The organism is Delftia sp. 11MD, from assembly GCF_050907895.1.
Classification (GTDB): domain Bacteria; phylum Pseudomonadota; class Gammaproteobacteria; order Burkholderiales; family Burkholderiaceae_C; genus Comamonas; species Comamonas tsuruhatensis.
The window spans coordinates 2012708-2026785 of the sequence record NZ_CP194333.1; the positions used below are offsets into that span (position 1 = coordinate 2012708).

Below are 14078 nucleotides of genomic sequence, written 5' to 3' on the forward strand. Positions count from 1 at the left end.
AGGGCAGCGAAAAGAGGAATCTTTCTTTCATGAAACACATCATTGCCGTGCTGCTCGAAAACGAGCCGGGAGCCTTGTCGCGCGTGGTGGGCCTGTTCTCGGCCCGCGGCTACAACATCGAATCGCTGACCGTGGCTCCCACGGAAGACGCATCGCTGTCGCGCATGACCATTCAGACGAATGGCTCCGAAGACGTGATCGAGCAGATCACCAAGCACCTGAACCGCCTGATCGAGGTCGTCAAGGTCGTGGACCTGACGGAAGGCTCCTATACCGAGCGCGAGCTCATGATGGTCAAGGTCCGCGCCGTGGGCAAGGAACGCGAGGAGATGAAGCGCATGGCCGACATCTTCCGCGGCCGCATCATCGACGTGACCGAAAAGAGCTACACGGTCGAGCTGACCGGCGACCAATCCAAGAACGACGCCTTCCTGCAGGCGCTGGACCGCACGGCCATTCTGGAAACCGTGCGTACCGGCTCCTGCGGCATCGGCCGCGGCGAACGCATTCTGCGCGTTTGATGCGCTGCAACGCACCTGAAACCTGTCCCCTTCCCCTTTCAACCCCTACACACACACGAAGCCTGGAGCCAACATGAAAGTTTTCTACGACAAGGACTGTGACCTGAGCCTGATCAAGGGCAAGACCGTTGCCATCATCGGCTACGGCAGCCAGGGCCACGCACACGCTCAAAACCTGAACGAAAGCGGCGTGAAGGTCGTGGTCGGCCTGCGCAAGGGCGGCGCTTCCTGGGACAAGGTCGCCAAGGCTGGCCTGACCGTCGCTGAAGTCGACGACGCCGTGAAGGCCGCCGATCTGGTCATGATCCTGCTGCCGGATGAGAACATCCCCGAGGTCTACAACAACAACGTGGCCCCCAACATCAAGCAAGGCGCCACGCTGGCCTTTGCCCACGGCTTCAACATCCACTACAACCAGGTTGTGCCGCGCGCCGATCTGGACGTGATCATGGTCGCCCCCAAGGGCCCTGGCCACACCGTGCGCTCCGAATACCTCAAGGGCGGCGGCGTGCCTTCGCTGATCGCCGTATACCAGGACAAGTCCGGCAAGGCCCGTGACCTGGCCCTGTCCTATGCCATGGCCAACGGTGGCGGCAAGGGCGGCATCATCGAAACCAACTTCAAGGAAGAAACCGAGACCGACCTGTTCGGCGAGCAGGCCGTTCTGTGCGGCGGCGCGGTGGAACTGGTGAAGATGGGCTTCGAGACCCTGACCGAAGCCGGCTACGCTCCCGAAATGGCCTACTTCGAGTGCCTGCATGAGCTCAAGCTCATCGTGGACCTGATGTACGAAGGCGGCATCGCCAACATGAACTACTCGATCTCGAACAACGCCGAATACGGCGAGTACGTGACGGGTACAGAAGTCATCAACGACAAGTCGCGCGAAGCCATGCGTGCTGCCCTCAAGCGCATCCAGACCGGCGAATACGCCAAGATGTTCATCCAGGAAGGCCGCACCAACTACCCGAGCATGACGGCCCGCCGCCGCATGAACGCCGAACACGCCATCGAAAAGGTAGGCGGCCAGCTGCGCGCCATGATGCCCTGGATCTCCAAGAACAAGCTGGTTGACCAGAGCCGCAACTGAGATTGCTGCATTCCATCTTGCATGGGTCGCGCATGCGGCCTACGCAAGGTGCAGGACAAGGCCACCCCGACGGGTGGCCTTTTTCGTGCACAGAAGGGGGGCAGCGCGCAGGTACACTGACCCTTTCGGGGCGGCACTGTCCGCTCCCTTAGAATACTATCGTTTTAATAGCTGCTCACGCTTGCGTGCGCTGTGCTGGAGGCCGGATTGATGCAAAACCACAATGAGTCCAACGAAATCGAAGGCGTGGTGGTGCGCAAGCGCCGCAAGGGTATCTACATCCTGCCCAACCTGTTCACGCTGGCTGCGCTGTTCGGTGGCTTCTACGCCATCGTGATGGCCATGAACGGCCGCTTCGAACTGGCTGCTGCAGGCGTGTTCTGCGCCATGGTGCTCGACAGCCTTGACGGCCGTGTGGCACGCATGACCAATACGCAGAGCGCTTTCGGGGAGCAGATGGATTCGCTGTCAGACATGGTGTCCTTCGGCGCCGCTCCCGCCTTGATCGCCTATGAGTGGGCGCTCAAGGGCATTGGCCGCTGGGGCTGGATTGCAGCCTTCGTCTATTGCGCCTGCGCTGCGCTGCGGCTGGCGCGCTTCAACGTCAACACCGGCACCGTGGACAAGCGCTGGTTCCAGGGCCTGCCTTCGCCCGCCGCTGCAGCGCTGGTCACCGGCTTCATCTGGCTGCTGGACGAGGCGGGCCTGCTGCGCGGCCAGGATGCCTGGCTGAGCTGGACGCAGATCACCTGGATCATGTTCTTCCTGACGCTGTACGCGGGCCTGACCATGGTCACCAACGTGCCTTTCTACAGCTTCAAGGACGTGCATTTCAAGAAGAGCGTGCCCTTTGCGGCCATCGTGCTGATCGCCCTGGGCATCGCCATCATCAATATCCATCCGCCCATCGTGCTGTTCGGCGTGTTCCTGCTCTACGGTTTCTCGGGCTACGGCGTCTATGCATGGCGCAAGGCCAAGGGCCAGCGCACCAGCGTCATCAGCACCTCGACCGATGAGCCTGAAGAGCGCGGCCTGCACAAATGATGCGCCGCAGCATCTTCACAGCGCCTGAGAACCTGTGCTAAAGTGATCCGCATGCAATACCTGTCGCTAGCTCTACTACTGATGTCCCACGGGCAGAGACAGTAGCGCGCGCGTACATTCCTACTTTCACGGCCCGTTTGCACCAGCGACGGGCCGTTTTGCGTTTGTGGGGTCGCTGGAGCAGGTGGGTCTTGTTTTTACCTAGACGATAGAAAGCACTTCAGCCATGTTGCAAAACCCTTCGACCAAGTACCGTCCGTTCGCTCCGGTCCGCCTGCAAGACCGCCGCTGGCCCGATGCGGTGATCACCCAGGCCCCGGTCTGGTGCAGCGTGGACCTGCGCGATGGCAACCAGGCGCTGATCGAGCCCATGGATATCGATCGCAAGATGCGCATGTTCGAGCAGCTGGTGAAGATCGGCTTCAAGGAAATCGAGGTCGGCTTTCCTTCCGCGTCCCAGGTCGAGTTCGACTTCATGCGCAAGCTCATCGAGGAAAACCGCATTCCCGATGACGTGACCGTCCAGGTGCTGACCCAGGCGCGCGAGCACCTCATCCGCCGTACCTTCGAGGCGCTCGAAGGCGTGCCCCGGGCCATCGTCCACCTCTACAACGCCACCGCGCCCGTGATGCGCCGCGTGGTATTGAACATGAGCGAGGACGAGATCGTCGAGCTGGCCACCACCAATGCCCGCATGTTCAACGAGATCGCTGCCGGCTATCCCCAGACGCAGTGGACCTTCCAGTACTCGCCCGAGATGTATTCGGACACCGAGCTGGAGTTTTCCAAGCGCGTCATCGATGCCGTCACCGATGTATGGCAGCCCACGCCCGAGCGCAAGTGCATCATCAACCTGCCCACCACCGTGGAGCACTCCACGCCCAACATCTTCGCCGACATGGTGGAGTGGACGCATCGCCACATCCAGCGCCGCGACTCCATCGTGCTGTCCGTGCATCCGCACAATGACCGCGGCACGGGCACGGCCACGGCCGAGCTGGCGTTGATGGCCGGTGCGGACCGCCTTGAAGGCTGCCTGTTCGGCAATGGCGAGCGCACGGGCAACCTCGATGTGGTCAACGTGGCGTTGAACATGTACATCCAGGGCGTGTCGCCTGGCCTGGATTTCTCCGATATCGACGGCATCCGCAGCACGGTCGAGCATTGCAACCAGCTGCCCGTGCATCCGCGCCATCCCTATGTGGGCGATCTGGTCTACACCTCGTTCTCGGGCTCGCACCAGGATGCCATCAAGAAGGCCTTCGCCGATCGCAAGGACGGCGACATCTGGGACATGCCCTATCTGCCCATCGACCCCAAGGACCTGGGCCGCAGCTACGAGGCCGTGATCCGCGTCAACAGCCAGTCCGGCAAGGGCGGCATCGCCTATCTGCTTGAAAGCGAGTATGGCCTCCAATTGCCGCGTCGCCTGCAGATCGAGTTCAGCCAGGTGGTGCAGCGCGAGATGGATGCCAGCGGCAAGGAGCTGGCCGCGGCCGACCTGTGGTCGCTGTTCCAGCGCGAGTACGGCCTGCAATCCGTGCAGGCACCGCATTACCGCCTCAGCGAGAACGACGGCGTGGTCAGCCTGTCGGCCGATCTGTCCGTTGACGGCGGCAAGCGCACGGTCGAGGCGCAAGGCACGGGGCCCATCGATGCCTTCGTGCAGGCGCTGAGCGAGCACAGCGGCCGGGCCGTGCGCGTGCTGGACTACAACGAGCATGCCATCGGCGAGGGTGCCAATGCCAAGGCCATTGCCTACGTGGAACTGCGCGTGGACGAGTTGCACGTGTGCTACGGCGTCGGGGTTGATGCGAATATCGTCTCCGCTTCGTTCCGGGCCATCATGTCGGGCTTGCAGCGCGTGCCCTCTGCCGAGAAGGTGACGGTGCAGGAGGCGGTTGCCGCTTAAATTCCATTGCCTAGCCGGTGCAGCCACAAGCGCACCGGCTTTTTTCATCACCTGCCAGTGGGCAGGAGATTCGCATCCACAAGAAAGACGAGACTCCCATGACCGACCAATTGATCATTTTCGACACCACCTTGCGTGACGGCGAGCAGTCGCCCGGTGCCTCCATGACCCGCGACGAAAAGCTGCGCATCGCGCGCCAGCTCGAGCGGCTGAAGGTCGATGTGATCGAGGCCGGTTTTGCGGCGAGTTCCAATGGCGACTTCGAGTCGGTGCAGGCCATTGCGCGCGCCATCAAGGACTCCACCATCTGCTCGCTGGCCCGTGCCAATGACCGCGACATCGCCCGTGCGGCCGAGGCTCTGAAGGACGCCAGCCGCGCGCGCATCCACACCTTCATCGCCACCAGTGCGCTGCACATGGAGAAAAAGCTGCGCATGACGCCCGAGCAGGTGCTGGAGCAGGCGCGCCAGTCGGTGCGATTTGCGCGCAACCTGATCGCCGACATCGAGTTCAGCCCCGAAGACGGCTACCGCAGCGACCCGGACTTTCTGTGCCGCGTCATCGAGACGGTGATTGCCGAAGGCGCGACCACCATCAACGTGCCCGACACCGTGGGCTACGCCATTCCGGAGCTGTACGGCGCCTTCATCAAGAACCTGCGCGAGCGCGTGCCCAACAGCGACAAGGCCGTCTGGAGCGTGCATTGCCACAACGACCTGGGCATGGCCGTGGCCAACTCGCTGGCCGGCGTCAAGCTTGGCGGGGCGCGCCAGATCGAGTGCACCATCAACGGCCTGGGCGAACGCGCGGGCAACTGCTCGCTCGAGGAGGTGGTGATGGCCATCAAGACGCGCAAGGACTACTTCGGCCTTGACGTCAACATCGACGCCCAGCACATCGTGGCCGCCAGCCGCATGGTCAGCCAGACCACGGGCTTCGTGGTGCAGCCCAACAAGGCCGTCGTGGGCGCCAACGCCTTCGCCCACGCCTCGGGCATCCATCAGGATGGCGTGCTCAAGGCGCGCGACACCTACGAAATCATGCGTGCCGAGGATGTGGGCTGGAGCGCCAACAAGATCGTGCTGGGCAAGCTCAGCGGCCGCAATGCCTTCAAGCAGCGCCTGCAGGAGCTGGGCGTGGAACTCGACAGCGAAGCCGCGATCAACACTGCCTTTGCGGCCTTCAAGGAACTGGCCGACCGCAAGAGTGAAATCTTCGACGAGGACATCCTGGCCCTGGTGACCGAGCAGGATGCGCATCAGCAGGCCGATCCCTTCCAGTTCATCTCGCTGGCCCAGCAAAGCGAAACGGGTGAGCGCCCACACGCGTCGGTGGTGTTCAGCCGCGATGGCCGTGAGATCAAGGCCCAGTCCGACGGCAATGGCCCGGTCGATGCCTCGTTCAAGGCCATCGAGTCCGAGGTGAAGAGCGGTGCCGAGATGCTGCTGTACTCGGTCAACGCCATCAGCGGCTCCACCGAGAGCCAGGGCGAAGTGACCGTTCGCCTGCAGCGCAGCGGGCGCGTGGTCAACGGCGTGGGCGCGGACCCGGACATTGTCGTGGCCTCGGCCAAGGCCTATCTGAGCGCGTTGAACAAATTACACAGCAATGCAGAGGTCGTGGCTGCGCAGGGGTAAGCACTCGCCTTATAATTTCATTTAAATTATCGAAAAGTCGCACAAGTTATTGTCACAGTGCGACTTTTTCGATTAATGTAAGGTCTAGTCACAAATTCTTGCTGCTTGGAGCATTTCTCATGCCCACCCTACGCCGTGCCCGCCTCGGTCGATTTGCTCAGGTTCTCTCGTTGCTGGCCCTGAGTTGTGCTCTCACTGCCCCGGGCGCGCATGCCGCACCGGCCAAGAAAGTTGCCAAGAAACAGGTGGCCGTGGCCCCTGTCAAGAAGAAGGCCGTGAAGGAGCGCGCCACGGCGGCTCCTCAGGGCAAGCGCGTTGCCAAGAGCGCGCGCCAGCCCAGCCGCGTGGCCGCCCGCAGCGCTGCCAGCCCCATTCGTGCCGTTGCCTACGAGCCACGCCTGTCGTTCGGGCAGATGGCCGGGCTGCATGCAGTGGCCGATCCTCTTGATCTCAAGAGCAGCGTGGCCCTGGTCATGGACCAGGACACCCACGAAGTGCTGCTCAGCAAGAACGACCATGCCGTGCTGCCCATCGCCTCGCTGACCAAGCTGATGACGGGTCTGCTGATTTCCCAGGCCCATCTGCCCATGGATGAATCCATCACCATCACGCAGGATGATGTGGATACCGAAAAGGGCAGCAGTTCGCGCCTGGCCGTGGGCACCACGCTCACCCGTGCCGAAATGCTGCACCTGGCCCTGATGTCCAGCGAAAACCGTGCTGCCCATGCGCTGGGTCGCACCTTCCCAGGTGGCCTGGATGCCTTCGTCCAGCAGATGAATGCCAAGGCGCGCCTGCTGGGCATGACCGATACCCGTTACGTGGAGCCCACCGGGCTGTCCAGCCGCAACCAGTCCAGCGCCCGTGATCTGGCCGTGCTCGTGAATGTGGCGCACAGTGATCCGCTGGTGCGCGAGTACACCACTTCGCCCGGCTATGAAGTGGCCGTGGGCCGCCGCACGCTGCAGTACAACAACACCAACCGCCTGGTGCTGAGCCCGACCTGGGATATCGGCCTGCAAAAGACCGGCTACATCTCCGAAGCGGGTCGTTGCCTGGTCATGCAGGCGCAGGTGGCTGGCCGCAAGATCATCATGGTCTTCCTGGACTCCGCCGGAAAGTTCAGCCGCCTGGGCGATGCCGAGCGCGTACGCCACTGGGTGGAATCCATGGGGCAGGTGGCCGGCGATTCCATGATCCACAAGGTCAAGGGCTGAGTTTCCTCTCCCTCAACAACAAAGGCGCCCTGGGCGCCTTTGTTGTTTTTGATGACCGGTCTTGCTGCTTGCGGATGGCTGCTTGCAGATCAGTGGCTGCTGCGCGCGTAGGGATTGGGGGGCGGGGCTGCAGGGCGGACCGCATTGAAGCCCAGGGCGCCCGAGATCTCCTGCGCGGTGGCCTGGAGCTTGGACAACCAGCTTTCGTCCAGCCGGTCGGCGGGAGCGGAGATGGACAGGCCGGCCACCAGCTTGCCCTGGTCGTCATAGATGCCGGCGGCCATGCAGCGCACACCCAGCTCCAGCTCCTCGTTGTCGCGGGCGACGCCATGGTGGCGTACCTTGTCCAGCTCGTTTTCCATGTCGGCAAGCCGCGTGATGCTGAAGTGCGTCTTGCCGGGAAGGCCGGTTCGTGTGGCGTAGGCGCGCACCTGCTGCGCATCATCGGCCGCCAGAAACAGCTTGCCATTGGATGTGAGGTGCAGCGGCGCATGGCCGCCGATGGCGCGCACCACCTGCATGCCCGAGCGCTCGCTGTAGGCGCGTTCCACATAGACGATTTCATCGCCCTGGCGCACGCTGAGGCTGACCGGCTGCTGGATCTGCTTGTGCAGCTGGCGCATGGGAATCAGGGCTGCTTCCCGCACGCTCAGGCGGGCCTTGACCAGGTTGCCCAGCTCCAGGAAACGCATGCCCAGCCGGTAGCTGCCCGATTCGGGGCGGTCGACGAAGCGGCCGATGGCCAGGTCGTTGAGAATGCGGTGCGTGGTGGAGGGGTGCAGGCCGGTGCGCTCGCTGATCTCCTTGAGCGATACCGCTTCCTCACGCGAGGCCAACACGTCGATCAACGTGAACATGCGTTCCAGGACCTGGACGCTGGGCTTGGGCGAGGCCGCGTTATCGTCTTTTTTCATGAGGCGCAAGGGGATTTCGGGATTCGGTCATTCTAGCGGCGGGCATGGCTTGGCGGCATATGTGCCGCCTGCAAACAGCGGCCATGTGCATAAGAAATGTCGCTGAAAAGGGCGCGGTGGCGCCATATCAGCGTGGGAGCTGATCCACGCGCTGCCAGCGCTCGTCCACGCGCACTTCATGGGGAAGAAAGCGCGCCTTGTAATTCATCTTCTGGCTGTCGGCGATCCAGTAGCCCAGGTAGACATAGGGCAGGCTCATGGAGCGTGCCTGATCGATCTGCCACAGCACGTTGAACGTGCCGTAGCTGGCCTGGTCATCGGGCTCGTAGAAGGTGTAGACGGCGGACAGCCCGTCTTCCAGCACATCGAGGATGGAGACCATCTTCAGCCTGCCGACTGCGCCGTCGGCCGCCGGTGCGCGGAACTCCACAAGCCGTGAGTTGACGCGGCTTTGCAGCAGGAACTGCGTGTACTGGTCCACGCTGTCGTGGTCCATGCCGCCGCCGCTGTGACGGCTTTGCTGGTAGCGCAGGTACAGCTGGTAATGCTCGTTCGAGTAATGCAGGCGCTGGATCGATGCCGTGAGATCGGCGTGGCGCACGGCGGCACGGCGCTGGCTGCGGTCCGGGCGGAAATCATGGACCAGGATGCGCATGGGCACGCAGGCCCGGCAACCATCGCAATACGGCCGGTAGGTGAACATTCCGCTGCGGCGAAACCCCAGGGAGACCAGCTCCGAATAGGCGCTGTTCTGGATCAGGTGGCTGGGCGTGGCTACTTGCGAACGCGCCAGCCGGCCATCCAGGTAGCTGCATGGATAGGCGGCTGTGGCGTAGAACTGCAGGGCCTGCAGCGGAAGATCGTTCGGGTGCGTCATGGTGTGCTGGCGGCAGCCGGTGATGTGCTGCCGGCGTCACCGGACGGCGGCAGCAACTCGTTCCAGTATACGTTTTCGAATTGCCAGTGCATGGGCGGCAGCTGGCTTTGCTCTGCCACGGTGCGCAGGAACTGGGAGCGGGGCATCTCGCGCGCGCCCAGCGAAGCCAGGTGCTGCGTGGCCTGCTGGCAATCGATTTGCGCGGCGCCTTGGTGCCGGCACAGCGCCACCAGTGCCGACAGTGCGATCTTGGATGCGTCTGTGGCATGCGCGAACATGGACTCGCCGAATACGGCGCGGCCCAGCGCCACGCAGTACAGGCCGCCCACCAGGCGCCCGTCGATCCAGGTTTCCACGCTGTGGGCTGCACCCTGGCGGTGCAGTTCGGTATAGGCGTCGAGAATTTCCTGCACGATCCAGGTGCCATCCTGATCACGGCGCACCGTTTGGGCGCAGTGCTGCATCACGGCCTCGAAAGCGCTGTCGATGCGGATCTCGCAGCCGGCGGTGGAGCGAAAGCGCTGCAATGTCTTGCGCAGGCTGCGGTGCAGCCGGAACTGCGATGTCTGCAGCACCATGCGTGGATCGGGCGACCACCATAGCGTGGGCTGGCCTTCGCTGAACCAGGGAAAAATGCCCTGGCTGTAGGCGATGCGCAGGTGCGCCGCATCCAGCGTGCCGCCTGCGGCCAGCAGGCCCGGAATCGGGTCGTTGGGGCCCCATGCCGTTTCCACAGGAGGGAAGGCCTGGTGGGGAATGAGCCATGGGAGGGGGTGGGACATGATCGGGTGCGGACTGAAAAATAATGGATTCGTGCTTCTCTGCAGCCGCAGTCTTGCACAAACCATGGTGAAGAGGGTTGCGTGGATGCGAGAGCATCGCCTGGCCGGGGTAAGTGAACCTCCTACGCGGCCTTGTCCCGCCAGGGGACAGCGCCGCCAGGCCGGGTTGGCTATCCTGGGCTTGTCTTCTTGCGGATGCATGGCTTTCGCTGCGAAGACATCGAAGGAGGATGAGCGATGTTTTTCAGCAAAATCTTTGGCGCAAGCCTTGCCGAGCCGCGCTATATCCGTCGCACCCGGGCCTACCTGCAGGAGGCACGCATGGCGATGCTGGAGCACACCATTGCTGCCGAATACTACAAGTCCTCTGCGGACATGTATGCGGAGCGGGCTGCGCGGCTGGAAGAAGAGCTGCGTGCATGGGAAGAGGGCGTGGAGCAAGCGCGCGCTGCGCACGGTGCGCGTCGCGCACATGCCAAGCACGGCAAGCCTGTCACCGTGGAGTCGGCCGCCCCTGCCGCAGCGCCGAGCACGCCGACTGTCGGCATGGTGCGCGCAGCCTGAGCAAACAAAAAAGCCCGCATGCGCTGGCATGCGGGCTTTTCATCTGGCTCCTCAACCTGGGCTCGAACCAGGGACCTACGGATTAACAGTCCGGCGCTCTACCAACTGAGCTATTGAGGAATATGTTGGTGCTGGGCCCTGTGCGATTGCAAGGCCGCTGAAATTTGGCTCCTCAACCTGGGCTCGAACCAGGGACCTACGGATTAACAGTCCGGCGCTCTACCAACTGAGCTATTGAGGAATACGTGTCTATCGACAAAGATCCTGTGCGATTGCAGGGTCTTGAAATTCTTTGGCTCCTCAACCTGGGCTCGAACCAGGGACCTACGGATTAACAGTCCGGCGCTCTACCAACTGAGCTATTGAGGAACAAGACCTAGATTATATGACGTAAAAAACACGTCACAGAAAACTCGGGGAATTTTTTTCAGCAGGCCTGCCGCAGGCCTTCATTCTCAGGGCTCTGGCCTGAACCACAGCCACACCAGCACGCAGCCCATGGACGTCAGCGCCACGGCCTGTACCCAGGCGGGCGGGCGTGTCCACAGCAGGATGACGGCGCACAGGCTCATCATGGCGCTGGCGCTCCATTTGGCGCGCCGGCTCACGCAGCCACCCCGCGCCCAGTTGCGCAGCATGGGCCCGAACAGGCGATGGCGCCACAGCCAGGTGTGCATGCGCTGCGAGCTGCGCGCCGCTGCCCATCCGGCCATGAGCACGAACACCGTGGTGGGCAATCCTGGAATGAAGATGCCGGCAATGCCCGTCGCCAGGCTCAGGCAGGCAAACAGCTGCAGCGCCCAGCGCAACGGCGCGGCCGGCATGCGGTGCAGGGGAGGGGGATCATCATCATTGAAGGCCTGCGCCTGCGCCATGCCTGCCTGCGCAGTGGTATCCGGCTGCCGGGCCTGTGCCGCGGGTGTTTGCTGCGCGCCTGTGTCACGGTCCTCTGGGGACGCGGCGGATGACTCTCTGGCGGTGCTGGGCATGCTGCGATTGTGCCAGCGCGGTGTGGCCATGGCGGCCAAGGGGACCGAGAGGGGGTGATCGGGGGGCGAAGCAGGTGGGTGTGGTCAAGGTGCGCGGTGCGCGGTGCGCCCGCTATGCTTGGCGACCCGCATTTCCTGCATCACCGTGCACTGCCATGACTGTACGCACCATATTGAAAATGGGTGATCCGCGCCTGCTGCGCGTCGCCCAGCCCGTGACCGAATTCGACACCGACGAACTGCACCTGCTGCTCAGCGACCTGCTGGACACCATGCATGCCGCCAATGGCGCGGGGCTGGCCGCGCCGCAGATTGGCGTGGACCTGCAGATGGTGGTGTTCGGCTCCGGCCTGCCCAATCCGCGCTACCCCGATGCACCGGTGGTGCCGCGCACCGTGCTCATCAATCCGGTCATCACGCCCATGGGCGAGGACGAGCAACTGGATTGGGAAGGCTGCCTGTCCGTACCCGGCATGCGTGGCATGGTGCCGCGCTGGAGCCGTATCCGCTACACGGGCTTCGATGTCTTTGGCGATGCGATCGATCGCACGGTGGATGGCTTTCATGCGCGGGTGGTCCAGCATGAGTGCGATCACCTCTGGGGAAAGCTCTATCCCATGCGCATGCGCGACTTCCGCCAGTTCGGCTTCACCGATGTGCTGTTCCCCGGCATCAGCGCTGCCGAGGATGACTGAGCGGACTTGCTTGCCGCTGTAATTCCAGGATCTGCGGTCAGGTCTTTGTATACAAATCGGTAGACAATTTTTCCATGCTGGCGCCGTACAGTGGCACTTCCCGCGAAGGCGGGGATTGTGTGCGTGCGCCCGCCAAGAGCTGCCAAGCAGCCACCGGGCTTCGCGATGCAGGATGCAGGAGAGCGCGGCCTATCGGGTCGGCGGCAAAGGGTGCGCGGGGGTGTGCCTGCCGCCATCCGGCTGCCGCGTACTTGTCCGGCGTTCTGTGAACAAGAGGACAAGGAGACAGCGATGGAAAAAAGTTCTGGCAATGCGCCGGCCCTGGGCGCAGACATCCGCCCGGAGGACGAGCAACTCGGCCTCACGGCCAACACCCTCTATGGTTTGCAGCATGTGCTGACCATGTACGGCGGCATCGTGGCCGTGCCCCTGGTCATGGCCAATGCGGCGGGCATGTCGGCGGCCGACACGGGCCTGCTGATCACGGCCTGCCTTTTCATGGGCGGGCTGGCCACGCTGCTGCAGACGCTGGGCATTCCGTTCTTCGGCTCGCGCCTGCCGCTGGTGCAGGGCGTGTCCTTCTCGGGCGTGGCCACCATGGTCAGCATCCTGCATACGGGCGGCGGCATGCAGGGGGTGCTGGGCGCCGTGCTCTTTGCCTCGGTGTTCGGCCTGATCATTGCGCCCATCTTCTCCAAGCTCACGCGCTTTTTTCCTCCGCTGGTCAATGGCTGCGTGATCACCATCATCGGCCTGTCGCTGATGCCGGTGGCCGCCCACTGGGCCATGGGTGGCAATCCCCAGGCGGCCGACTACGGAAGCATGGGCAACATCGGCCTGGCCGGGCTGTCCCTGGTCATCGTGCTGGCGCTGAGCAAGCTGGGCAACGCCATGATCTCGCGCCTGTCCATCCTGCTGGCCATCGTCATCGGCACGGCGGTGGCGGCCATGATCGGCAAGTCCGACTTTTCCGAGGTGGGCAGCGGTGCGTGGTTCGCCGTGCCCATGCCGCTGCACTTCGGCTGGCCGACCTTCAGCCTGGCGGCGACGCTTTCCATGTCCATCGTGATCCTGGTGACCTTGGTGGAGACCTCGGCCGACATCCTGGCCGTGGGCGACATCGTGGGCACGCGCGTGGATTCGCGCCGCCTGGCCGACGGCCTGCGTGCCGACATGCTGTCCAGCGTGGTGGCCCCGTTCTTCGGTTCGTTCACGCAGAGCGCCTTTGCCCAGAACGTGGGCCTGGTCGCGGTCACGGGCATCAAGAGCCGCTATGTGGTGGCCTTCAGCGGGCTGATCCTGATCGCCTTCGGACTGCTGCCCATCATGGGGCGCATCGTGGCCTGCGTGCCGCCCTCGGTGCTGGGAGGCGCGGGCCTGGTGCTCTTTGGCACGGTGGCAGCCAGCGGCATCCGCACGCTGGCCAAGGTGGACTATCACAACAACATGAACCTGATCATCGTGGCGGCGTCCATCGGCATGGGCGTGCTGCCCATGGTCAAGCCGGACTTCTATCACCACTTCCCGGACTGGTTCGCCACCATGTTCCATTCGGGCATCAGCTCCACTGCGGTGACCGTGCTGCTGCTGAACCTGGTCTTCAACCACTTCAAGCAGGGCAACCCCGAAGAGCCATCGGTGTTCGGCGCCGGATCGGAGCGCGTGCTCAGCGAGGCTGTGCTGTCTGCCCTGGCCGATGGCGACCGGGTGGTCGACGGCAAGCTCTATGACCGCGAGGGCAAGCAAGTGGCCACGGTGTCGGCGCCTGCGTCCGCCATGCACTGATGGCTGCATCCCCGCCTGCCAGCGCATGAACCCGACGAGCCCGCCCTGCAC

General features: G+C 63.4%; 13 protein-coding genes and 3 tRNA genes. 9 read left to right on the forward strand and 7 right to left on the reverse strand.

What is annotated here, in order from left to right; genetic code table 11:
- The first annotated feature begins 29 nt into the window (after window positions 1-29).
- The 6 genes from ilvN to ACRSCF_RS09055 all read left to right on the forward strand — a co-directional run bounded on the left by ilvN (window position 30) and on the right by ACRSCF_RS09055 (window position 7421).
- The gene (gene ilvN / locus ACRSCF_RS09030; protein ID WP_012206665.1) at window positions 30-521 is read left to right on the forward strand and encodes an acetolactate synthase small subunit; all 492 of its coding nucleotides are present in this window, start codon (window positions 30-32) and stop codon (window positions 519-521) included.
- A gap of 73 nt (window positions 522-594) precedes the next feature.
- Entirely contained in the window at window positions 595-1611 is a 1017-nt protein-coding gene (ilvC, locus tag ACRSCF_RS09035; RefSeq protein WP_034365514.1) for a ketol-acid reductoisomerase, read from the forward strand.
- 210 nt (window positions 1612-1821) lie between these two features.
- A complete protein-coding gene (pssA, locus tag ACRSCF_RS09040; protein WP_012206663.1) occupies window positions 1822-2655 on the forward strand; it encodes a CDP-diacylglycerol--serine O-phosphatidyltransferase in 834 nt (277 codons plus the stop codon).
- A 226-nt stretch (window positions 2656-2881) separates the two neighbouring features.
- A complete protein-coding gene (gene leuA, locus ACRSCF_RS09045; RefSeq protein ID WP_016451367.1) occupies window positions 2882-4567 on the forward strand; it encodes a 2-isopropylmalate synthase in 1686 nt (561 codons plus the stop codon).
- 98 nt (window positions 4568-4665) lie between these two features.
- Window positions 4666-6204: a 2-isopropylmalate synthase gene (locus ACRSCF_RS09050; protein WP_016447412.1), complete on the forward strand. Its 1539-nt coding sequence runs from the start codon at window positions 4666-4668 to the stop codon at window positions 6202-6204.
- 119 nt (window positions 6205-6323) lie between these two features.
- Window positions 6324-7421 (forward strand): serine hydrolase, encoded by a 1098-nt coding sequence (locus ACRSCF_RS09055; RefSeq protein WP_016447411.1) that lies wholly within the window; start codon window positions 6324-6326, stop codon window positions 7419-7421.
- Between the two features lie 89 nt (window positions 7422-7510).
- On the opposite strand, the gene ACRSCF_RS09060 is transcribed toward ACRSCF_RS09055, so the two are convergent.
- The 3 genes from ACRSCF_RS09060 to aat all read right to left on the reverse strand — a co-directional run bounded on the left by ACRSCF_RS09060 (window position 7511) and on the right by aat (window position 9994).
- Window positions 7511-8335: an IclR family transcriptional regulator gene (locus ACRSCF_RS09060; protein WP_016447410.1), complete on the reverse strand. Its 825-nt coding sequence runs from the start codon at window positions 8333-8335 to the stop codon at window positions 7511-7513.
- Between the two features lie 127 nt (window positions 8336-8462).
- Window positions 8463-9212 carry an arginyltransferase gene (locus tag ACRSCF_RS09065; protein WP_016451368.1) on the reverse strand — a complete coding sequence of 250 codons (750 nt, stop codon included), beginning with the start codon at window positions 9210-9212 and terminating at the stop codon, window positions 8463-8465.
- Entirely contained in the window at window positions 9209-9994 is a 786-nt protein-coding gene (gene aat / locus ACRSCF_RS09070; protein WP_016451369.1) for a leucyl/phenylalanyl-tRNA--protein transferase, read from the reverse strand. The genes ACRSCF_RS09065 and aat overlap by 4 nt, the downstream gene beginning before the upstream one ends.
- 237 nt (window positions 9995-10231) lie before the next feature.
- Between aat and ACRSCF_RS09075 the strand changes: the two genes are divergently transcribed.
- Window positions 10232-10558, forward strand: coding sequence for a hypothetical protein (locus tag ACRSCF_RS09075; protein ID WP_016447407.1), 327 nt, complete (start codon window positions 10232-10234; stop codon window positions 10556-10558).
- Between the two features lie 44 nt (window positions 10559-10602).
- On the opposite strand, the gene ACRSCF_RS09080 is transcribed toward ACRSCF_RS09075, so the two are convergent.
- From ACRSCF_RS09080 to ACRSCF_RS09095, 4 genes are all read right to left on the reverse strand, one after another.
- Window positions 10603-10678 (reverse strand) — tRNA-Asn (locus ACRSCF_RS09080).
- A 45-nt stretch (window positions 10679-10723) separates the two neighbouring features.
- Window positions 10724-10799 (reverse strand) — tRNA-Asn (locus ACRSCF_RS09085).
- Between the two features lie 52 nt (window positions 10800-10851).
- Window positions 10852-10927: transfer RNA gene (locus tag ACRSCF_RS09090), tRNA-Asn, on the reverse strand.
- An 86-nt stretch (window positions 10928-11013) separates the two neighbouring features.
- The gene (locus ACRSCF_RS09095) at window positions 11014-11433 is read right to left on the reverse strand and encodes a YbaN family protein (RefSeq protein WP_016450765.1); all 420 of its coding nucleotides are present in this window, start codon (window positions 11431-11433) and stop codon (window positions 11014-11016) included.
- Between the two features lie 269 nt (window positions 11434-11702).
- On the opposite strand from ACRSCF_RS09095, the gene def reads away from it, so the two are divergent.
- Together def and ACRSCF_RS09105 are read left to right on the forward strand one after the other, a co-directional pair.
- On the forward strand, window positions 11703-12242 hold the full coding sequence (def, locus tag ACRSCF_RS09100; protein ID WP_034368832.1) for a peptide deformylase: 540 nt from the start codon (window positions 11703-11705) through the stop codon (window positions 12240-12242).
- Window positions 12243-12533: 291 nt separating this feature from the next.
- On the forward strand, window positions 12534-14027 hold the full coding sequence (locus tag ACRSCF_RS09105; protein WP_016450767.1) for a nucleobase:cation symporter-2 family protein: 1494 nt from the start codon (window positions 12534-12536) through the stop codon (window positions 14025-14027).
- The last annotated feature ends 51 nt before the right edge of the window (window positions 14028-14078 follow it).